This is a genomic window from Pseudomonas sp. M20, from assembly GCF_045037865.1.
Taxonomy (GTDB): Bacteria; Pseudomonadota; Gammaproteobacteria; order Pseudomonadales; family Pseudomonadaceae; genus Aquipseudomonas.
The window spans coordinates 322299-343562 of the sequence record NZ_CP173611.1 but is presented as its reverse complement, the minus strand read 5'-3'; the positions used below and the strand labels follow the sequence as shown (position 1 = coordinate 343562).

Annotated in this window: 14 protein-coding genes; 12 read left to right on the top strand and 2 right to left on the bottom strand. The window is 58.9% G+C overall.

Going from position 1 to position 21264, the window contains the following annotated elements:
* The first annotated feature begins 12 nt into the window (after nucleotides 1-12).
* The 8 genes from mtr (at nucleotide 13) to ACI514_RS01455 (ending at nucleotide 8512) form a co-directional block, all read left to right on the top strand.
* Nucleotides 13-1272, top strand: coding sequence for a tryptophan permease (mtr, locus tag ACI514_RS01490; RefSeq protein ID WP_160059259.1), 1260 nt, complete (start codon nucleotides 13-15; stop codon nucleotides 1270-1272).
* Between the two features lie 261 nt (nucleotides 1273-1533).
* Nucleotides 1534-2448: a glutamate/aspartate ABC transporter substrate-binding protein gene (locus ACI514_RS01485; RefSeq protein WP_095112346.1), complete on the top strand. Its 915-nt coding sequence runs from the start codon at nucleotides 1534-1536 to the stop codon at nucleotides 2446-2448.
* 194 nt (nucleotides 2449-2642) lie between these two features.
* Nucleotides 2643-3389: an amino acid ABC transporter permease gene (locus ACI514_RS01480; protein WP_160059260.1), complete on the top strand. Its 747-nt coding sequence runs from the start codon at nucleotides 2643-2645 to the stop codon at nucleotides 3387-3389.
* Nucleotides 3389-4060 (top strand): amino acid ABC transporter permease, encoded by a 672-nt coding sequence (locus ACI514_RS01475; protein WP_095190467.1) that lies wholly within the window; start codon nucleotides 3389-3391, stop codon nucleotides 4058-4060. Before ACI514_RS01480 ends, ACI514_RS01475 begins: the two co-directional genes overlap by 1 nt.
* Complete coding sequence (locus tag ACI514_RS01470; protein WP_007916729.1) at nucleotides 4057-4791, top strand: amino acid ABC transporter ATP-binding protein; 735 nt, start codon at nucleotides 4057-4059, stop codon at nucleotides 4789-4791. Before ACI514_RS01475 ends, ACI514_RS01470 begins: the two co-directional genes overlap by 4 nt.
* A gap of 144 nt (nucleotides 4792-4935) precedes the next feature.
* The gene (locus tag ACI514_RS01465; RefSeq protein WP_405122960.1) at nucleotides 4936-6837 is read left to right on the top strand and encodes an ATP-binding protein; all 1902 of its coding nucleotides are present in this window, start codon (nucleotides 4936-4938) and stop codon (nucleotides 6835-6837) included.
* Nucleotides 6834-8162, top strand: a complete 1329-nt coding sequence (locus ACI514_RS01460; protein WP_160059262.1) for a sigma-54 dependent transcriptional regulator — start codon at nucleotides 6834-6836, stop codon at nucleotides 8160-8162. Before ACI514_RS01465 ends, ACI514_RS01460 begins: the two co-directional genes overlap by 4 nt.
* Nucleotides 8163-8173: 11 nt before the next feature.
* Entirely contained in the window at nucleotides 8174-8512 is a 339-nt protein-coding gene (locus ACI514_RS01455; protein WP_405122959.1) for a GlpM family protein, read from the top strand.
* A gap of 213 nt (nucleotides 8513-8725) precedes the next feature.
* On the opposite strand, the gene ACI514_RS01450 is transcribed toward ACI514_RS01455, so the two are convergent.
* Together ACI514_RS01450 and ACI514_RS01445 are read right to left on the bottom strand one after the other, a co-directional pair.
* On the bottom strand, nucleotides 8726-9391 hold the full coding sequence (locus tag ACI514_RS01450; protein ID WP_160059264.1) for a DsbA family oxidoreductase: 666 nt from the start codon (nucleotides 9389-9391) through the stop codon (nucleotides 8726-8728).
* A gap of 178 nt (nucleotides 9392-9569) precedes the next feature.
* Nucleotides 9570-10604 (bottom strand): alpha/beta fold hydrolase, encoded by a 1035-nt coding sequence (locus tag ACI514_RS01445; protein WP_160059265.1) that lies wholly within the window; start codon nucleotides 10602-10604, stop codon nucleotides 9570-9572.
* A gap of 214 nt (nucleotides 10605-10818) precedes the next feature.
* On the opposite strand from ACI514_RS01445, the gene ACI514_RS01440 reads away from it, so the two are divergent.
* The 4 genes from ACI514_RS01440 to metR all read left to right on the top strand — a co-directional run bounded on the left by ACI514_RS01440 (nucleotide 10819) and on the right by metR (nucleotide 21239).
* Nucleotides 10819-16380 carry a dermonecrotic toxin domain-containing protein gene (locus ACI514_RS01440; RefSeq protein WP_405122958.1) on the top strand — a complete coding sequence of 1854 codons (5562 nt, stop codon included), beginning with the start codon at nucleotides 10819-10821 and terminating at the stop codon, nucleotides 16378-16380.
* A complete protein-coding gene (locus tag ACI514_RS01435) occupies nucleotides 16367-17020 on the top strand; it encodes a hypothetical protein (RefSeq protein WP_160059267.1) in 654 nt (217 codons plus the stop codon). Before ACI514_RS01440 ends, ACI514_RS01435 begins: the two co-directional genes overlap by 14 nt.
* A 206-nt stretch (nucleotides 17021-17226) precedes the next feature.
* Entirely contained in the window at nucleotides 17227-20118 is a 2892-nt protein-coding gene (locus ACI514_RS01430; protein WP_405122957.1) for a hypothetical protein, read from the top strand.
* 203 nt (nucleotides 20119-20321) lie between these two features.
* Nucleotides 20322-21239 (top strand): transcriptional regulator MetR, encoded by a 918-nt coding sequence (metR, locus tag ACI514_RS01425; protein WP_007916739.1) that lies wholly within the window; start codon nucleotides 20322-20324, stop codon nucleotides 21237-21239.
* Nucleotides 21240-21264: the final 25 nt, after the last annotated feature.

The window sequence follows — 21264 nt, the reverse complement described above, 5'->3', positions numbered from 1 at the left end:
GCGGGCCTTGCCATGCGCGTCACCTCAATATCTTCCGTTCCCGCTGTCGAACGTTCGCCGTCGATCCTCGGCGGTGCCATGATCATCGGCGGCACCATCGTCGGTGCCGGCATGTTTTCGCTGCCGGTGATCATGTCCGGGCTGTGGTTCTACGGCTCGGTTGCCGTGCTGCTGTTTGCCTGGTTCTGCACGTTGCACTCGGGCCTGATGATTCTTGAAGCCAATCTCAACTACCGTGAAGGGGCGAGTTTCTCCACGATCACCCGCGATCTGCTCGGCAGTAGCTGGAGCCGTTTGAACGGCTTGAGCATTGTCTTTGTCCTGTACACCCTGACGTACGCCTACATTTCCGCCAGCGGCTCAGTGATTCACCACACCGCGCAAACCTTCGGGCTTGAGTTGTCATCGCGCGCCGGCGGTTTGGGGTTCACGCTGCTGGTGGCGTTCATTGTCTGGCTCAGCACCACAGCGGTCAGTCGCATAACCACGCTGGTGTTCGGGGCAAAAATCCTCGCGTTCTTTCTGACCTTCGGCGGTTTGCTGGGCCATGTGCAAAGCACCACGCTGCTTGATCTGAACAGCGGCGACAGCCACTACTGGCCCTATTTGCTGGTGACCCTGCCCTTTTGCCTGACTTCATTCGGTTTTCACGGCAATGTGCCGAGCCTGATGAAGCACTACGGCAAGGATCCACAGCGGATTCGCGCCTGTCTGGTTGGCGGCACCTTGATCGCACTCGCGCTGTATCTGGTGTGGATGCTCTGCAGCATGGGCAACATTCCCCGCGACACGTTCAAGGACATCGCCCAGCGCGGCGGCAACATCGATGTGCTGATCAGCGCCCTGGGTGCACGGCTCAACAGCGCCAATGTCGATTTGCTGCTGACGTTTTTTTCCAACTTCGCCGTAGCCTGTTCGTTTCTCGGGGTAACCCTGGGTCTGTTCGATTACCTGGCCGATGTGCTGAAGTTCGACGACAGCCCCCTCGGTCGCCTGCAGACCGCAGCCGTGACGTTCGGGCCGCCGATGCTCGGTGGTTTTCTCTGGCCGGAAGGTTTTCTGCATGCCATCGGCTTCGCCGGGTTGGCGGCAACGTTGTGGGCGGTGATCACCCCGGCGCTGCTGGCGCGGGCTTCGCGAAAACGCTTTGGCAGCCCGCGTTATCGCGTGTGGGGCGGCACGCCGATGATCGCGCTGGTGCTGTTTTTCGGGGTAATTTGCGCGACCTCCCATGTGCTGTTCGTGCTGGATTGTCTGCCAGTGTGGCGCTGAGGCACTGCGTTCGGTTTTCCGAACGCGACTTCACGGTCGATTCGGCTAACCGGATCAGCCAAGGTAAAAAATACCGCCACAAAACTTTAATAACGTTATAAATCATCAGCTTAGCTATCGGCGACTGGTCTGGCACGAGTCATGCTCTACACTCTCTCGACGAATGCCTGTTGCGCCAACACTTCAGGAGCCGTCAGGCATTCGAAGCACAAAAGGGCCGACGAACTGGCTCCATAAAAAAAACAATTCGAGGAAAATTTGATGCGCATCGTTCCCCATATCCTGGGCGCAGCCATTGCGGCCGCTCTGATCAGCACGCCAGTTTTCGCCGCCGAACTCACCGGCACCCTGAAGAAGATCAAAGAGTCCGGTGTGATCACACTGGGCCACCGCGACGCCTCCATCCCGTTTTCCTACATCGCTGACGCTTCCGGCAAGCCGGTTGGCTACTCCCACGATATCCAGCTGGCCATCGTCGAAGCGATCAAGAAAGACCTCGACCTGCCAAACCTGCAAGTCAAATACAATCTGGTGACCTCGCAGACCCGTATCCCGCTGGTGCAGAACGGCACCGTGGACGTCGAGTGTGGCTCCACCACCAACAACGTCGAGCGTCAGCAGCAAGTTGATTTCTCCGTCGGCATCTTCGAAATCGGTACTCGTCTGCTGTCCAAGGCTGACTCCAAGTACAAGGATTTCGACGACCTCAAAGGCAAGAACGTCGTGACCACCGCGGGCACCACATCCGAGCGCATCCTGAAAGCGATGAACGCCGACAAACAGATGGGCATGAACGTTATCTCCGCCAAAGACCACGGTGAATCCTTCCAGATGCTGGAATCGGGTCGTGCCGTTGCGTTCATGATGGACGACGCGCTGCTGGCCGGTGAAGCCGCCAAGGCCAAGAAAGCCACCGACTGGGCCGTGACCGGCACTCCACAGTCGTACGAAATCTACGGCTGCATGATGCGCAAAGGCGACGAGCCGTTCAAAAAGGCTGTGGATGACGCCATCAAGGCCACTTACGCTTCGGGCGCGATCAACAAGATCTACGAGAAGTGGTTCATGCAGCCGATTCCGCCAAAAGGCCTGAATCTGAACTTCCCGATGAGCGACGAGCTCAAGGCCCTGATCGCCAATCCGACCGACAAAGCGGCTGACGACAAGAAATCCTGATTTCTGACTAACCTTATCCCCTGAGGAGGCTTCTGCTTTTTCAGGGGATGGTCACTCCCTGCTGGCATTTTCTGGAAACACTCGAACCGGTGGCTGTCGAGCCGATCGCGTGTGCCTGACCGTCAAGGTCAGGGAGGGAACGGAGTTTCCCCAAGCGGGCACTTGTACATCGATCGAATCGAGGGGAGACCCTAATGAATTACAACTGGGACTGGGGCGTGTTCTTCAAGTCCACCGGCGTGGGCAGCGAGACCTATCTCGACTGGTTCATCTCCGGTCTGGGCTGGACCATCGCCATCGCCATCGTGGCCTGGATCATCGCCCTGCTGCTGGGCTCGATACTGGGCGTCATGCGCACCGTGCCGAACCGTATCGTGTCGGGTATCGCGACGTGCTACGTCGAGCTGTTCCGTAACGTGCCGCTGCTGGTTCAGCTGTTCATCTGGTACTTTCTGGTGCCCGACCTGCTGCCGCCGGATCTGCAGGAGTGGTACAAGCAAGACCTCAACCCGACCACTTCGGCTTACCTCAGCGTAGTCGTTTGCCTGGGTCTGTTCACCGCCGCCCGTGTCTGCGAACAAGTGCGCACCGGTATCCAGGCGCTGCCGCGTGGCCAGGAATCCGCCGCCCGCGCCATGGGCTTCAAGCTGCCACAGATCTACTGGAATGTGCTGCTGCCCCAGGCTTACCGGATCATCATTCCGCCGCTTACCTCGGAATTCCTCAACGTCTTCAAGAACTCCTCCGTGGCCTCGCTGATCGGCCTGATGGAGCTGCTCGCGCAAACCAAACAGACTGCCGAGTTCTCGGCCAACCTGTTTGAAGCGTTCACCCTGGCGACCCTGATCTACTTCACCCTGAACATGAGCCTGATGCTACTGATGCGCATGGTCGAGAAGAAAGTCTCAGTGCCCGGCCTGATTTCCGTGGGGGGTAAATAATGGAATTCGATTTCAGTGGCATCGTCCCGGCCATTCCCGGTTTGTGGAACGGCATGGTGATGACCCTCAAGCTGATGGCCATGGGTGTGGTCGGCGGGATCATTCTCGGCACGATCCTCGCGCTCTGCCGTCTGTCGCACAACAAGCTGCTGTCGAATGTTGCCGGCGCGTACGTCAACTATTTCCGCTCGATCCCGCTGCTGCTGGTGATCACCTGGTTCTATCTGGCGGTGCCGTTCGTGCTGCGCTGGATCACTGGCGAAGATACACCGATCGGCGCATTCACCTCGTGCATCGTGGCGTTCATGATGTTCGAAGCGGCGTATTTTTGCGAAATCGTCCGGGCAGGCGTGCAATCGATCCCCAAAGGCCAGATGGGCGCAGCGCAAGCGCTGGGCATGAGCTACGGCCAGATGATGCGTCTGATCATCCTGCCGCAGGCCTTCCGCAAAATGACCCCGCTGTTACTGCAACAGAGCATCATTCTGTTCCAGGACACTTCGCTGGTTTACACCGTGGGTCTGGTTGACTTCCTTAACGCGTCCCGCGCCAGTGGCGACATCATCGGTCGTTCCAACGAGTTCCTGATCTTCGCCGGTGTCGTCTACTTCATCATCAGCTTTGCCGCCTCGCTGCTGGTCAAGCGTCTGCAAAAAAGGTTCGCCGTATGATCTCTATCAAAAACATCAACAAGTGGTATGGCGACTTCCAGGTGCTGACTGATTGCAGCACCGAGGTCAAAAAAGGCGAAGTGATCGTGGTCTGCGGCCCGTCGGGTTCCGGCAAATCGACCCTGATCAAATGCGTCAACGCGCTCGAGCCGTTCCAGAAAGGCGACATCGTCGTCGACGGCACGTCGATTGCGGACCCGAAGACCAACCTGCCGAAACTGCGCTCGCGCGTGGGCATGGTGTTCCAGCATTTCGAACTGTTCCCGCACCTGACCATCACCGAGAACCTGACCATCGCGCAGATCAAGGTATTGGGCCGCAGCAAGGAAGAGGCGACCAAGAAAGGTCTGCAACTGCTCGAACGCGTAGGCCTGTCGGCGCACGCCCACAAGCATCCGGGGCAACTGTCCGGTGGCCAGCAACAGCGTGTGGCGATCGCCCGTGCGCTGGCAATGGACCCGATCGTCATGCTGTTCGACGAACCGACCTCAGCGCTCGACCCGGAGATGGTCAACGAAGTGCTCGACGTGATGGTGCAACTGGCCCACGAAGGCATGACCATGATGTGCGTGACCCACGAAATGGGCTTCGCCCGTAAAGTGGCTGATCGGGTGATCTTCATGGACGCCGGCAAGATCATCGAGGACTGCCCGAAAGAGGAATTCTTCGGCGATATCAGTGCCCGCTCGGAACGCGCGCAGCACTTCCTCGAGAAAATCCTGCAGCACTAAAAGCAACACCGCCTCCCCCTGTAGGAGCTGCCGCAGGCTGCGATCTTTTGACTTTGTTTTTAAAGATCAAAAGATCGCAGCCTGCGGCAGCTCCTACAGGGGATAGGTGAAGTTTGTTGTGGTGGTTGACCCAAGGCAACTGTGATGAAATGCGACCCCAATCTCTATCGCGCCGCGCCGCCATCACTTGCCGTGAAGCCCCGTCTGATTCGTCATTTGTTCCTGCCGCCACTGATCATCGCCCTGATGATCGGGTTGGGTTTTATCGGCTTCTGGACCAGTGAGCATTTCGGCATTCGCAGCCTCGGCGAAAATGGCCAGCGCCAGCTCGAACTGCACGCCCGCGCGGTCGAAAGCGAGATCAGTAAATACACCTACCTGCCCAGCCTGCTGGAACTCGAAACCAGTGTGTCGCAGCTGCTAGCCGACCCGAGCCCGGAGCACCGGCAAAAGGTCAACGATTACCTTGAAGGCCTGAACCGGCGCAGCCGCAGTCGGGCCATCTACGTCATGGACACTACCGGCCGCGTCATGGCCACCAGCAACTGGCGCGATGTCGACAGTTACCTCGGTGAAGATCTGTCCTTTCGTGCCTACTTCCAGAGAGCCATCCGTGGCGAACCCGGGCGGTTCTACGGCATCGGCAGCACCAACGGCGAACCGGGTTACTACCTCGCCCACGGCCTCGAAGAGCACGGCAAGATCATCGGTGTCGCGGTGGTCAAAGTGCGCATGGAAGCCATGGAGGAACGCTGGCAACGCGCGCGTCTCGAAGCGTTCGTCAGCGATGAAAACGGCATCATCATTCTTTCCAGTGACCCGGCGCGACGCCTCAAGTCAGTGATTCCGCTCACCGACGAAATCAAGGAAAAACTCGCGCGCAGCCTGCAGTACTACTGGTTCCCGCTCAATGAACTGCAACCGCTGGCTCGGGAAACATTGTCGGAAGGCGTGGAAAAACTCACCTTCCCGGCCAACAGCGAAGTGCAGTCCGATGCAGACAACATCAGCTATCTCGCGCAAACCCGGCAATTGAGCGACACACCGTGGAATTTCACCCTGCTCACGCCGTTGCAGGACCTGCGCCGTGAAGCGATCAATCAAGGGATTCTGGTCGCGGTCGCCTTCGCGTTGGTGGCCTTTCTGCTGATCGCCTGGAACGAGCGGCGCAAGGTCATCGCCACCCGCCTAGCGGCCCGTGAAGCCTTGCAGGAAGCCAACAATCAGCTGGAGCGTCGGATTACCGAACGCACCACCGACCTGCGCGCCAGCAACGAACGTTTGAAGAGCCAGATCCGCGAACGTCGTCAGGCCGAAGAGACTTTGCGCCGCGCTCAGGATGAATTGGTCCAGGCCGGCAAACTCGCCGCCATCGGCCAGATGTCGACCAGCATTGCCCACGAACTGAACCAGCCGCTGGCAGCGATGCGCACGCTGTCGGGCAACACCGTACGCTTTCTCGAGCGCGGTCAGCTGGATGTGGCCAGCACCAACCTCAAGACCATCAATGACCTGATCGACCGCATGGGCCGGATCACCGCCAGCCTGCGTTCGTTCGCCCGGCGCGGCGACAACCAGGGCCAGGCCAGCCTCGGCAAAGCCGTAGAGGCAGCGCTGCAATTGCTCGGTGCACGCCTGGAGAGTTCGGCGGTGAACATTCACCGCCAGTTCATCGACGTGCAAGTGCAGATCGACCAGACCCGCCTCGAACAGATTCTGGTCAACCTGATCGGCAACGCCCTCGACGCCATGCAGGCGCAACCACAGCCCGAACTGTGGCTGGAGGGCGAAGAGTTCAACGCCAAGTATCGCCTGCGCGTGCGCGACAACGGCCACGGCATCGACGCCGAAGCACGCAAGCATCTGTTCGAGCCTTTCTTCACCACCAAGCCCGGCGAACAAGGCCTGGGCCTGGGCCTGACCCTTTCCGCCAGCCTCGCGGCCGCCACCGGCGGACACCTGGGTGTTGAACACCCGGCCAGCGGTGGCACCACCTTCGTCCTCAGTTTACCGTTGGTAAGCCCTACTCCTGCCGAGCCAATATGAACCACGACCTTAGTGTGCTGATCGTCGAAGACGACCCCCATGTGCTGCTCGGCTGCCAGCAGGCGCTGACCCTGGAAGACATTCCCTGCGTCGGCGTCGGCAGTGCCGAGGAAGCGCTGGAACGTGTCGGCGACAACTTTGCCGGTATCGTCATCAGCGATATCCGCCTGCCGGGCATCGATGGCCTGGAACTGCTGACCCGCCTCAAGCAGCGCGATCGCAGCCTGCCGGTGGTGTTGATCACCGGCCACGGCGACATTTCCATGGCCGTCGGCGCGATGCAGAAAGGCGCCTACGACTTCATGGAAAAACCGTTCTCGCCGGAGCGTCTGGTCGACGTTGCGCGACGGGCGCTGGAGCAACGCAGTCTGGCTCGGGAAGTGTCTTCGCTGCGTCGGCAATTGGCCGAGCGTGACTCCCTGGAAGGACGGATCATCGGCCGCTCGCCAGCCATGCAGAACCTGCGCGAACTGATCGCCAACGTCGCCGACACCTCGGCCAACGTGTTGATCGAGGGCGAGACCGGCACCGGTAAAGAACTGGTCGCGCGTTGCCTGCACGATTTCAGTCGTCGCCACGGCAAACAATTCGTCGCGCTGAACTGCGGCGGTCTGCCGGAAAACCTCTTCGAAAGCGAGATTTTCGGCCACGAGGCCAACGCGTTTACCGGCGCCGGCAAACGCCGGATCGGCAAGATCGAACACGCCGACGGCGGCACGCTGTTCCTCGACGAAGTGGAAAGCATGCCGCTGCCGTTGCAGATCAAACTACTGCGCGTGTTGCAGGAACGTACCCTCGAGCGCCTCGGCTCGAACCAGAGCGTGGCGGTCGATTGCCGGGTGATCGCGGCGACCAAATCCGACCTCGACGCATCAAGCAAGGCCGGCGAGTTCCGCAGCGACTTGTACTACCGCCTCAACGTGGTAACGCTGGAATTGCCGCCCCTGCGCGAACGCCGCGAAGACATCCTGCAACTGTTCGAACACTTCACCCAGCAGTCGGCGCTGCGCTTTGATCGCGCGCTGCCGGAGCTGGATAACCAGACCCTGTCGAACCTGATGAGCCACGACTGGCCGGGCAACGTGCGCGAACTGCGCAACGTCGCCGAACGCTTCGCCCTCGGTCTGCCGGCGTTCAAGAAGTCGGGGGCCAACAGTGGCGGACAAGGGCTGGCGTTCGCCGAAGCAGTGGAAGCGTTCGAACGCAACCTGCTCAGCGATGCCCTGCAACGCAGTGGCGGTAACCTGACTCAGGCCAGCCTGGAACTGGGTATGGCCAAGACCACGCTGTTCGACAAAGTGAAAAAATACGGTCTGAGCCATTAAGCGAGAACGACGTGGACCTGTTTTTCAAAGCCCTGTTGGGCGCTGCGGTGGTGCTGATCATCGCGGCGCTGTCGAAGACCAAAAACTATTACATCGCAGGCTTGGTGCCGTTGTTTCCGACGTTTGCGCTGATTGCGCATTACATCGTCGGCAAGGGACGTTCGATCGAGGATTTGAAGACCACGATCGTGTTCGGGATGTGGTCGATCATTCCGTACTTCGTCTATCTGGCGACGTTGTATGTGATGGTTGATCGATTGCGGCTGGAGGCGTCGCTGGCCGTCGCGGCAGTGGCCTGGTTGATAGCCGCCACCGTGTTGGTGACGGTTTGGGTACGGTTGCACAGCTGACCCTCACCCCAGCCCTCCCGAAACGTCGGACCGCCCAGAGGGAGAGGGGGCCGACCGCTGAATATTGAAAATCTCCGTCGACGTGAAAGTGCTGTACCGAATCCATAATCGACTCATTGCATCAGGTCGGCGGATAGCCAAATACAACTCGATCAGTCCCCTCTCCCTCTGGGAGAGGGCTAGGGTGAGGGGCTTTTTTGGCTCCTGCCGATATCAGTTGACAGTGCCGCCCTTGGACTCAGCCATAATCTGCCGAATCGCTCCGACAAACGTTTCCACCGGCTGCCCGCCCGTCACCGCGTATTGCCCGTTGAACACCACGGTCGGCACCGAACTCACCCCGCGCTGCAACCACAACTGCTCTTCTTCACGCACCTCATCGGCAAACTCGTCCGACGCAAGAACGGCCTCAGCCCGCTGGCGATCCAGCCCGACACTTTCCGCAATCTGTACCAGTTGCCGAGGATCCGACGGATTGCCGCCATCACTGAAATACGCCTTGAACAGCGCCTCCTTCAACGGCAACTGCAAACCCTCAAGCCCCGCCCAATGCAGCAAACGGTGCGCATCAAAGGTGTTGTAAATACGGCTATTGCCATCAGTACGAAAAGCAAACCCCAGTTCAGCACCACGAGCCCGGATCGCTTCGCGATTCTTCTGCGACTGCTCCGGGGTTGAACCGTACTTCTCTTGAATATGCTCGGCAATGTTCTGCCCATCAGCGCCCATTTTCGGGTTCAGTTCGAAGGGCTGGAAGCGGATCTCGGCCTGCACTTCGTTGCGCAGGATCTCCAGCGCCTGTAACAGACCACGCAAACCGACGACGCACCACGGGCAGGAGACGTCGCTGACAAAATCGATTTTCAAAGCGGAACTCATCACACACCTCGCGGGGGGGAAATCGTGCGGGAAAGTTTGCACGATACACCTGCTTCAGATTTTTGGTGACCATAGCGGCCCCTTCGCGAGCAGGCTCGCTCCCACCCTTGGAGTGCGTTCCCCAGTGGGAGCGAGCCTGCTCGCGAAGAGGCCCGCTCAGACAACACAAATACCTCGGCTACAGCAGATTCGCGCCCACCACCGGCTCGATCTGCGCCCAATGCGAGGTGTCTTCACGATGCGCCTGCAAATACGGCAGCACCGCCGCCAGTAACGGTTCCTTGAATGCCTCCTGAAAACGATGGGCCAACCCCGGAATCAGCTTCAACTGGCTGCCGCGAATATGCGCCGCCAGATGCACGCCGTGCATCACCGGCAGCAACGGATCCGCCGTGCCATGCACCACCAGCGTCGGCACACGCAACTGGTTGAGTAATGCCACCCGACTCGGCTCGGCGAGGATCGCCATGATCTGCCGTTTCACGCCCTCGGGGTTGAACGCACGGTCGTACGACAGCGCCGCCTGATGCAACAAGACCTGCCGATCATCGGTGACCGCCGGGCTGCCCAGTGCCGCGAGCAAATCCGCCTGTTGCTCCAGTGCCACCTGACGATTCGGTGCGCCGCGTCGCGATAGAAGTTGCACCAGCGCTGCACTCGGTGCTGGCAAACCTTCGGCACCGGAACTGGTCATGATCAACGTCAGGCTTTCGACCCTTTGCGGCGCCATCGCCGCCATGTGCTGGGCGATCATCCCGCCCATGCTCGCGCCCAGAACGTGAAACTGCTCGACGTGCAACGCGTCCATCAAACCCAGCGCGTCGTCAGCCATGTCGGTCAGGCTGTACGGCGCTGCCACTGGCAGACCGAGCTTGTAACGCAGCACTTCAAAGGTCAGATTGGCTTCAGCCGGCGCCCGACGCCAGGTCGACAGGCCGACATCGCGGTTGTCATAGCGAATCACCCGAAAGCCCTGCTGACACAGCGCGACCACCACTTCATCCGGCCAGTGGATCAACTGTCCACCCAGGCCCATGACCAGCAACAACGCCGGGTCCGACGCGCGGCCAATACTCTGGTAAGCAAGGCTCACCTGCTGCAGATCGACATGCTCGGTCGGCACATTCACATCGCAGCGCGCCGCCGCAAACGACGACGGAGCGAAAAAAATCGCGGCCAACAAAGCCGCGACAGAAAATAAACCCTTAGCCATGAAAAACACCGAAACGCAGAACCCCAGTAGAGCGCGAGTCTGATGAAGTTTGTACAAGCGCGCTGCCACAGTTCGATGACAGTTTGATGAAGACTGCCGAGCGGTCATGCAGGCACGTTGCAAACAATATCTATGTACCGCCATCGCCTTGCGCGATTTCTCTTGAATGACGCGTTCACGGAGCGGATTTCCCGCTCCACTGCGAGTCCGCCACATGCCCGATCGAATTATTCTGGATGACCCCTCCGCCCCCTCCCCGCTGCCGACGGTAGCCGAGCATTTGCCGGCAGTGACCGATGTCAGCCTGTTATTGCAGGCCAGCCAGCGCTGGCGCGCCAGCAGCGAAGGGTTGCGCGAGTTGTTTAGCACCAGTCCTGCCTTGCGCGACACGGTCAATGAGCTACTGCGACAACACCTGCAACTGGACGGTGAGAAAACCACGCTGCACTTTACTGCCACCGATGGGCAAGCGGAATGCATCGTCAGGCTCACCGATGCCTGTGCCTTTGTCGTTCAGCACCCGACGCTGGAATCAGATCTGGATCAGCGTTGTCACGTTACCGGCATCAGCAAAAATCACCCGTTGTACGCGTTGAAACCGCTGCAACTCCTTGAACAGCTCAAATCGCTCGACCCCAAACAGAGCCACGCCACGCGCTGGCGATCATTCTGGGAAGCACGCGCACCACACACGCCGATATCACGCAGCACCCGCGCCACGCAGCTATACCGTGCGCATTTCGAAGCCACTGCGCACACCGCCCTCGCCCACAAAGCCATTACCGCTGCGCAATTCAAACTTCTGCAACAGATCATCGATTCAGGTGCCGGTGCACTGACCATCGACGGTCAATCCATCCACACGGAAAAACCGGCACTGGTGCTGAGCAACGGCAGCAAAGTCAAACTACCGGGAGCGTGGGTCATCAGCGCGGGCGATCCGGCCACGGCGGGACCGTTGCTGTATCTGCCGGGCAGGCCGGTAGCGATCCAGGCCTTCAAGAACCGCGCAGACCTGCAAACCTGGCTGACTGGCCAGGTGCAGATCCCCACCGGTCTGCCCAAGGACATCCAGCGCTTTGATTACAGCGCTGCGCAAGACCCGATGGTCACAGGGGCGAGCGATCTGTTCGCCGACCGACAACACGCCCAACTGGATGCCTTGCGCAACACCAACAAAGGCAAACCCGGGATAAGCCAGCACGGTGCGCAATCGCTGGCCCATGTCGACCTGATCGATCATCAGCGCAGCAGCGCTGTCATTGTGGCTGCGCCGCCCAAGCCGGTGCTGGCCGCCAGCGATATCGAGGTGGACGAACCCCCCCTGTTCGGCAGTCTGTCGGCCAGTATTCCGCTGGCCGTACGGCAGGCAGCGCTCAAGCGCGAGCGCGAGGCGTTCGAACGCTTGCTCGCCAATGACAGCGACGGCTCCCGCTACCGGCAGTGCAACGACCTGCTCAAAGCGCTGGAGGCTGCCGAACTGGCCGGCGAGACTGCGGCCACATCCGTGCTTTACCACGAAAGCACCTCGGACATGACCGCGTTCAATACGGCATTGAAAACCCTCCAGCAGGCGCATGAGGACGGCTTGCACGCTGAAGCTCAATTGCAAACGGCGCTCGGGCAACTCGACAGCGCCGAGCACGACCTGCTCAAAGCCGTGCTGGAAACACCCGTCGCCGCCGAACGTGACGCTGATTTTTGCGCTGCCAGCCTGACCTTGTCGCTGACCGCAACAAAGGACGAGGTCACCACCACGCAAAGTGAAACGCTGAGAGGCGCGCTGGTGATCACACGCCAGGCGGCCCTCGCGGACCACGCATCGAGCGCCAGCCTGTTGCTCTACTGGCCCGGCACCGGCGGTGGCCTGCAACGCTTTGCAGACCGCCGCGCACTGGAGCGCGAGCTGTTCAAGATTCACCACCCGGACAGCGAACTGACCTTGCAGCTGAATCTGCTGACCACGGATCCGCTGCACCACTGCCTCAATGAGCTGATTGCCGGCTTCGAAACCAAAGCCAAAGACCTGCGCGCCAAACCTGAACAGGCTGATGCATTGGAAACGCTGCGCCAAGGTTGTCTGGCCAATCTTCAGGTGCCGGTTCACGCGGCCAGAAGCCTGTCTTTTGCCCACTTGCATGAACAGGAACGCAGCGCCACCCTTGCCCGCCAGTTGCCGGACTGGCTGATCAAACTCAAGAACGTCGAACGTAGCGGGCTCAAACAGAACATCAAGGCGTACATCGCGGCGATGCATCACAGCCACACCCTGATGACCCTCGCGCTGGAACCCCGGGATGACTTCACCCGCCGACATCTGCACGCGCGACTGCGCAAGGACTTTGCGCTTGAGGGGCATTTTTCCGTACAGATCGAACTGCCCGACTCGACCAAAACCGAACAGGTCCGCCAGTCCGGACCGGGGGGTGTCAGTTCGGAAACAGTGATTGTACCCAGCAAAACCAGCAGCAAAATGTCCCTGGAGGATCTGGCACAGCTCAATATCGATAATGTGCAATCGGTACTCAATGACGCGCTGTCGCAACGTCTGGTATTCCTGCGCCCGAAAGTGAGCGCGACGCTGAAAAACGATCGCACGCGCCTGCTCAATGGCATCAACCTGACCTATCTGCGCAAAGTCCTGCCGGAACTGGACCTGCCCAAGGCCTACGAACAGAAGATCCGCGACGCGTTCCACGGCGCGGCCCGTGAGTCCGCGTTCGTCAAACAGCATCGCCGCGAAAGCCTGATCGAGCCATGGCGTCTGATGCTCAGGATTCAGAGTGAAAATGCGCGGCTGCAAAAACACCTCAGCCGCGATGAAGCTGCGCTGCTCAACATTGCCATCGACGCCAGCACCCCAGAAGCGTGGCAAGCCGACGGCAAGCGCATTGTCCTGCTGCCGGTGTCGCTGAAAGTCGGTGGCAAGGACACCCCCGGCGAAGGCCCGGTGACCCTGTCCGGCGTCAGCTTCATCGAAGAACAGATCAGCGGCGTCACCTTGCTGTACTTGCCCGACAGCCATGACGAACAGTTTTTCCGTCGCTACGACAACCTCGAAGCGGCGCGCACAGGGCTGTTCAGGTTGTGCAGCGGCGACAAGTGGATCGCCTACTTCGCCGGCAAAGCCTTGCAGGGCAACGTCAGAGCACATGTCAGCCGAATCGGCCAGGCCGTAGAGAAAAACTTCGATGCCATTATCGAAGTCGGCGCGCGCTGGCCGGCGAGTACTTCGCTGGCCGCGCACCTGCTGGATGCGCACATGGGACGCCTGGTCGAAGCCCATCGCGGCACTTCGCGCTCCAACGATGAACTGTTCTTCGAGCGTTACGCCTTGAAAGGCCCGCGTGCCTTCAATTACATAAAAATGGCGCTGGGCATGGTGCCCTTTGTCGGCAGTGTGCTGGCTCTGTTTCAGGCCTGGACCGCCGCCAATCAGGCGGTCACAGCATTCTTGCGCGGCGAAGTGGCTGACGGTCTGGCGGAAATCGAGTCCATGCTGCTGTCGCTGGTTGACGCACTGATGGACCTGCTCCCGGGCGAAGCGGTGGCCTCGACCCTGTCCCGAACCACGCGCGCATTGACCCGCGCTCGTCAACTTCACACGCTAACCGGCAACGTGGCGGCGCTGCATGGCAGGACGCAGCGTCAGGCCCGGCATGTGCTGGCACGCTTCAAGGATTACGAATATGAAAAACCGATTTCCCTCGCTGGCACAGAGCCGTCCAGTCATGGTGTCTACCGTGGTGTCTACCGGCATGCCGACGGCGACTTCATCGAGCGTCAGGGCCGCCTTTACCAGGTTGAGCTGAGCAAGGACTCGCGCCAGTGGCGCCTGTTCGGCAACTCGCGAAAAACCTACAAGCAACCGATCGTGCTGGATGAAACCGGGCATTGGGATACGTGGTTCGGCGTCTACGGCACAACCTTTGACGGCGGTCTGGCCGGTGGCGGCAACGTCGTCGGGCGCGTGGCCGATACGCTGGATCCCTACTGGCCGCCGGTGATTCGCCAACGCCTGCCGCGCTGGCTGGCGGATCGCAACTTCCGCCGCCAGCATCAATTGACCGCCGCCGCGGATGATCTGGCCGATCAGATGCAGGTCGCCGGAACCAACAGCGATCGGGTGCTCAACGCCTACCGCGTCACCGCAATAGAAGACCGCCCGGCCCTGTGGCCGGAACTCGAAGCCGTTTGCGTTAACGATATCCGCCTGGCCGAGCGGCGCTATCAAACGTTGACCGAACTGACCGAGCTGACCCACGGCAGAAAACTCAAGGAAGTCGTCGGCATGCAAGGCAAGAGCGCATGGCTTTTAACCGATCGCTATCGGCGCCGCGCTCTTCACGCCTCGCACAATGTTCATGCGATGACCCTGAAAATCAAGGAGCTGAAGGAGACCCGCAAGGCCTTGCCTCTCGGTACCCTGGCGCAACGTTTGAGCATCATGGAAGAAATACGCGGACTGCGTATCGAGATCGTGAAAAAGCTCGACGAGATGGAGGCGTTCAAGGCGCAGGTCAATCACTGGTATGAGCGCATGCTGGCCAAAGACCGACCGAAGATCTCGGCGTACATCGAGGACATCAACACCCGTCACAGCGATGCCGTCCTGCTCTACCTGAAGACCTCGCAACGCCTGGAAATCGTCAAGAAGGCCGGCGATCCCGACGATGCGTCGTGGCTGTATTTTCTCGGGCTTGCCGATCCGCTTCGACTGGACATCGATCGCGTCCTGTACCGCCAGTACGATCTGCCGAATATCGCTGCCACCACCGCCCAACGCAACCAGATGCTTCAGGAATGTGTGGACCTGAGCGAGCGCTTTCGTCGCGAGATGGGCGTGTGGACTGCCAGTTACCCGCAATTCTTCCATCAGGAAGTGGTCGCGCCCTTGCTCGACGGCATTGACCGTTTGGCCGATCGTGCGCGCGCCGGGATCAACAAGCCGCCGGCGCCGGTACCAAGGGTCGCGGAGCAACCTCTGCAGCGCGTATTCATGACCGCAGACAATCAACTGCGCCATGGCTTCGAACAGTGGGATAACGTGACCCAGACCCGCCGCTACAAATGCACAGGGCCTGGTGGCCATGAGGAAATCTGGGAACACCGGGGTGACGGCACCATCATTCTGCTCAACCCGCAGATCATAGCCGCCCGTTCGCCCGCCACATTGAGCCTGGCAAGCTTGGTGGACGAAGCCCGGCAGCGTCTGGATAACGTCCCGAGCTACCGCTCAACGGTTTTGAGAAACGCCGACACGGGCATGCTCCCCGTCGACCTGCAACACATGCTGGACAGTCAGGCCGCCGAACTCAGCACCCGTGCCGAGCGCATCGCCGCCAAGTCTGCGCAGCACCCGATCATCCAGACGTTGCGCGATCAGGCCGCTGAACTGAAAGTGGCCGGGCGCACCCTGCGTACCGAACGCTCACTGACCAGCCAGCAGCCTACCGACGGCATGCTCTACGACCTCATCGGCCAGCATGCCGTGGAGATACGCCGCACCCAAGCGATCAAACACTTGGGCAGGCACCAAGGCCATCCGGACTACATGCAGGAATACGAGATATGGAATCTCTTCGCGCAGCCTGCCGCTCCGTTGTGGTACGCGCATTTTCATTACCGCAGTGCAACAGCTCCGTTTCGCCGGTTCGAAACCGCGCACCTGAAACTGCGCGAGCACCGCTTCCTGACCCACGCCGACGATGCCACCCTGCCGTATTCGAAGATTGGCAAGCAATCGGCGGTTTTGAGTTTTTTTGAAGACGTTTGAACGAAAATCCATCGACCGTCCGTCGCTACTGTCAGATCTGACAGTAGCGCAGTCGGGTGTTTGCGTAGCCAATGGTTCGGCGACGGAAATCATGGTGAACCGTCGATACGAGCACGGGATGACCGACATGAGTAAAAACTTTCTTCAAAACGGCAACTTCAGCACTGGCAAGTTTGCGCCTTGGGAGGTCCACGTATTCCAAGGCAAGGCGAGTGTCGTTCAGCATAATCTCAGTGCTCAAGCGAAGGTGCTGCCCGGTGTGGACACCGGCGTCGTACTGTTGAACAAATTCACCGCCCCGCCCGGTGCTTTTACGATCAAGGTCGATGCCTCCGCGCCCGGGGCCGAATATCATCAGGATCCGCCGAACATCGATACCCACCCGATTCTGTTTTTTTTCATCTCAGGCTATAACGCAGACGGCAAACTTGTTCAATTCGACGTGGGGAACTGGTGGTTGAAACCCAAGCAGAAGTCCTTCATCTATTCGGGCGTCATGCTGACCGGTGTCGTAGAAGTCGAGTTGCAAGTGTCCTTTCCCTCTGACCCTCTTCAGGTCAAGGGCTCGCTCTACATCGATAACGTCAGCTATTCGCTCGATTCGCCAGGGTCGATTCATACAACACGCTGGAGTCAGTGATACGCAAACCTACCACGACGACGCGGATTACCTAGCGCACAACAATACTCAAAATGACAGCCACCTAGCGAATGACCGCTCATCGGGCAATGTGTCCAACCTGTCAGGTATGACAGTAGGCAAGACAATTTCCGCAGTGCTCAATATCAGGGTTCAGAGCCGTAGCTGAATATTGAGCGCTTCAATCCCACAGGGAGTCACCGGAAATGAACGACTTGTCAACCAATAGCAATAACCTGACGCAAGTGCTGATTTTCTCCACCGACCCGGATCCGGTAAGAATTCTGACGGATTACCCTCCATTCATTCCAGGTTACAAGTCGCTGTCCGGGGATATCGCTGGCGTTAACCGAAACATGGTCAACAGCGACCGCCGAGGTTTGCTCGGCTATATTTTTCCGTACCTGAACATGGACAGCACCGACCAGTTGCGTGTGTACCTTGGGACCCGTCCAACGCTGGTTGCCGGACCTTTTCCCGTTGGCGCGTATATAAACCAACTGGTACCGTTTTATATTCCAGTCGCGTTTCTCGAACAGATGTATGCGACGCCTGTGCCGATTCCCGAAACGCTTGAGCTCTTCTGCAGCATTCAGCGGGTTAGCGAGAACGAGCGAAACTTCCCTCCCCTGCCGCTCCTGTACAAACCTTTTGATCCCGGCGAACTCGATACCCGACACGACCTGCCGAACAACCAGGGACTGGCTCTGCCAGTGCCCTCGGAAACCGTCATCGACAAAACCGTTATTGAAAACGGCATGTTCGTCACGATTCCGCAGTATTTGTACCAAGCCATCGGCGATTTGATCTACCTGGCGATAGGCCCGCGCGAACTGAGCCTGGAAGTGACTGCATTGGGTGATGTGCTGTTTGAACTGACACCGGGATTTCTAAAAACATTGCCCGACACCGACAAGGTGGCGATCACTTACGAGATTGTCGATATCGTGGAAAACGGCAGCGGCTGGTCATCGGCCGTTTCGCTTGCCTTGAAGCCGAACACGGTGTTGCTCGCAGCACCATTGGTTGATGAATCGGATGCCGAAGACAATCTCGATCACGACGCACTGGACGGCGGGTCGGCAACCGTAGTGATCACGGGTCAGTTCAAGTCCGGTGACATTATCAACCTTACCGTTGTCCTGTTTACCTCGGTGGGTGATCGGCTGGAGCGCATTATCAAAGAGGACGTGAAAGGCACATCACGTTCGCTGCGAATTCCTCTTGAGAATTCGTTCATTCAGAACGGCATCCGTGCGTCGATGGTACTCAGTTACACCAAGTTGAGCGGTGGCATCACGCAGCATTCAAAATGCACCACAGTCACCATCAGCGGCACGTCCCTCCCCGCCGCGGCTCCCACCATTGAGGAACAGCAAGGTAACGAACTGCCCGCTGACACCTCGCCGGCCCATGTGCACATCCCCACCTACTGGCCGCTGCTCGAGGGAGCGACCGTAAGCCTGTATTGGCAAGTCACCTTGTCCAATGGTGTCGAGAACCTGTACATCTTTAGCCAGATCATCAATGACATCACGCAACCTGTGATCTTTACCGTAACCGGCGAATACATCGACCGGTTCGAGAGCTGCCCGCTGACCGTGCTTTACAAGATCGAAAATCCCGGCAAAACCGTGGTGCAGTCCGGATCGCTGAAAATCACTATCGGCGCCGCAGCCGAATTACCGGCTCCACTCCTGGTACAAGCACTGCCCGGAAATCGGGTTCAGCCACTGGACACTCGCAACACCGCGACCGTGCGGGTCAGCGACCCGGCCATGAATCCGAGAAAAACCTACACCCTGACGATCAGAGGGCGTGCAGGTTTCGGCAGCCCGGTCATTACGTCAAAACCGGGTAACAACAGTGGTGAACTGCTATTCGACCTGCCGCCGACGGCTATCCCCGCCAATATTGGCAGTTACATCAAAATCAGTTGTGTGAAAACCGAGAGTGGCAAACCCGACCAGCCTTCCGGTGTCAGCCGCTATGAGGTACTCCCCGTCGCCAACCCGCAAATCAACTTCCCGCAAATGAGCATCGAGGAAGCCAAGGGAGGCGTACTCGACCTCAATAACTTCAGCGGCGACGCACACTGGATATTGCCGCCGTACCTGTTTCAAGCCATCGGTACCCGTATGCGCGTTGCCATGAGCGATGACGAGCACGTCATCATGCTTTTCGATGCCGTGATCAACGCCACCCATGAGCGAGAAGGCTTGAAGGGAACGATCAGTCGGGAAGAACTGAAAAAATATAAAGACGGCACACAGGTCTTCGGCCTGTCAGTCGCCAACTACAGTGATCGGGGCGGCGTCGATACCTTTTTCCCTGTGCGTGAATTGACGATCAAAACGCAAATACTGGCGAGACCGGCGATCACACAATTAATAGACAATCAGGGCGCCATTACCGGGCCCGTTGCGAACGGTGGTGCCTGCGATGCCACGTCACCACAATTGGTCGGCACGGCAACGCCCGCAAGCAAAGTTCATTTGTTCAACGGCGACAACCTGTTAGGTATTTTTGATGTGGAGTCTTCAGGACTTTGGCGTACGAACGTCAATATCGGATTGGGTCGCCATGTATTAACGGCGAAAACTCCCGATGGGCAACTGATATCCGCTCCCTGGGTTGTCACCATTCGCCCGGATCTTTATGACGACACCAGCTTCGTCGGCGGCTTCAACGGCTGGAGTATTGGGCCAGGTGGCGCAACTGGATACCTCGCGGCCCATACCTATACACAGGCGTTCTGGAACATCACACCTGCGGGCCGTAACTATGCCGGAGCCATTCTGTACAAATATTTGCAGCTTGTTGTCGGAGCAAGCTATCGCTTCGTAGCGCAAGTAGGCGATTTTACGGGGTCGGGAGGGCGGCATTTGCCCGTAATAAATTTGCGCGCGGGCAATATGCTAAATACACCGTTGTTCACGCTTGGCAGACAACAGAATTACACCTTGCAGGGCGACTTCACCGCCAATTCCGCCACAGCATTGTTTGAGATAGTCAGCCATCAAGGCACTCCAGACGGAAACGATTTCCTGATCTTCAATTTGCTGGTGCAACAGCTGACTAACCCACCGTCGGCGTGAAACCAGCGAAAACGGGAACTCGCAATGCACAGTAAAAACGCGCTGAGACGTTGCCTCAGCGCGTTTTTTTTGCGGTAAGCCTCAGCATTCGCAGCCCCTCATGGCGCTTCAGGTTCTATAAACCCTTTTGTCGACAGCCAGGCAATCATGAGACAAACTCAACCTTTTAGTGCTTACCACAAGTTTTACTCATGGAGCCATCGGTGCTTGAAATCCGCCACCTGAAAACCCTGCATGCCCTGCGCGAAGCCGACAGCCTGGTCGATGCCGCCGACCGGCTGCACCTGACGCAATCGGCTTTGTCCCATCAGTTCAAGGAATTGGAGGAACGTCTGGGCATGGCGTTGTTCGTGCGCAAGACCAAACCGGTGCGTTTCACCAGCGCCGGTTTGCGCCTGCTGCAACTGGCCGACGCAACCCTGCCGCTGCTGCGAGCCGCCGAACGGGATATCGGTCGTCTGGCCGGTGGCACCGCCGGGCGCTTGCACATGGCCATCGAATGCCACAGCTGCTTCCAGTGGCTGATGCCGACCATCGACCAGTTCCGCGATGCCTGGCCGGAAGTCGAACTCGACCTCGCCTCGGGCTTCGCCTTCGCGCCGCTGCCGGCCTTGGCCCGTGGCGATCTGGATCTGGTAGTGACGTCTGATCCACTGGAAATCGCTGGCATCACCTATGTGCCGCTGTTCACTTATGAAGCCATGCTGGCCGTGGCCAATCAGCATGCACTGGCGAGCAAACCGTACATCGTCCCCGAAGATTTGCTCACGGAAACGCTGATCACCTACCCGGTGGAACGCGACCGCCTCGACATCTTCACGCGCTTCCTGGAACCGGCCGACATTGAGCCGGCCCAAGTACGCACCTCGGAACTGACGGTGATGATGATGCAACTGGTCGCCAGCGGCCGTGGCGTCTGCGGCATGCCGCACTGGGCGCTGCACGAGTACAGCTCGCGCGGATATGTGAAGGGTAAACGGCTGGGGGAAAAGGGTTTGTTTGCAACGTTGTATGCGGCGATTCGTACCGACATGCTCGATGCACCGTACATGCGTGATTTTCTGCTGACGGCGAAGGACACGTCGTTCTCGACCCTTGATGGTGTCAGCGCCGTGCGCTGACGCTAAAAATCAAAAGATCGCAGCC

What these genes read in the sequence shown, in the direction of transcription:
- mtr (WP_160059259.1), top strand. Translation starts at nt 13, where the DNA reads ATGCGCGTCACCTCAATATCTTCCGTTCCCGCTGTCGAACGTTCGCCG.
- ACI514_RS01485 (WP_095112346.1), top strand. Translation starts at nt 1,534, where the DNA reads ATGCGCATCGTTCCCCATATCCTGGGCGCAGCCATTGCGGCCGCTCTG.
- ACI514_RS01480 (WP_160059260.1), top strand. Translation starts at nt 2,643, where the DNA reads ATGAATTACAACTGGGACTGGGGCGTGTTCTTCAAGTCCACCGGCGTG.
- ACI514_RS01475 (WP_095190467.1), top strand. Translation starts at nt 3,389, where the DNA reads ATGGAATTCGATTTCAGTGGCATCGTCCCGGCCATTCCCGGTTTGTGG.
- ACI514_RS01470 (WP_007916729.1), top strand. Translation starts at nt 4,057, where the DNA reads ATGATCTCTATCAAAAACATCAACAAGTGGTATGGCGACTTCCAGGTG.
- ACI514_RS01465 (WP_405122960.1), top strand. Translation starts at nt 4,936, where the DNA reads ATGAAATGCGACCCCAATCTCTATCGCGCCGCGCCGCCATCACTTGCC.
- ACI514_RS01460 (WP_160059262.1), top strand. Translation starts at nt 6,834, where the DNA reads ATGAACCACGACCTTAGTGTGCTGATCGTCGAAGACGACCCCCATGTG.
- ACI514_RS01450 (WP_160059264.1), bottom strand. Translation starts at nt 9,391, where the DNA reads ATGAGTTCCGCTTTGAAAATCGATTTTGTCAGCGACGTCTCCTGCCCG.
- ACI514_RS01445 (WP_160059265.1), bottom strand. Translation starts at nt 10,604, where the DNA reads ATGGCTAAGGGTTTATTTTCTGTCGCGGCTTTGTTGGCCGCGATTTTT.
- ACI514_RS01440 (WP_405122958.1), top strand. Translation starts at nt 10,819, where the DNA reads ATGCCCGATCGAATTATTCTGGATGACCCCTCCGCCCCCTCCCCGCTG.
- ACI514_RS01430 (WP_405122957.1), top strand. Translation starts at nt 17,227, where the DNA reads ATGAACGACTTGTCAACCAATAGCAATAACCTGACGCAAGTGCTGATT.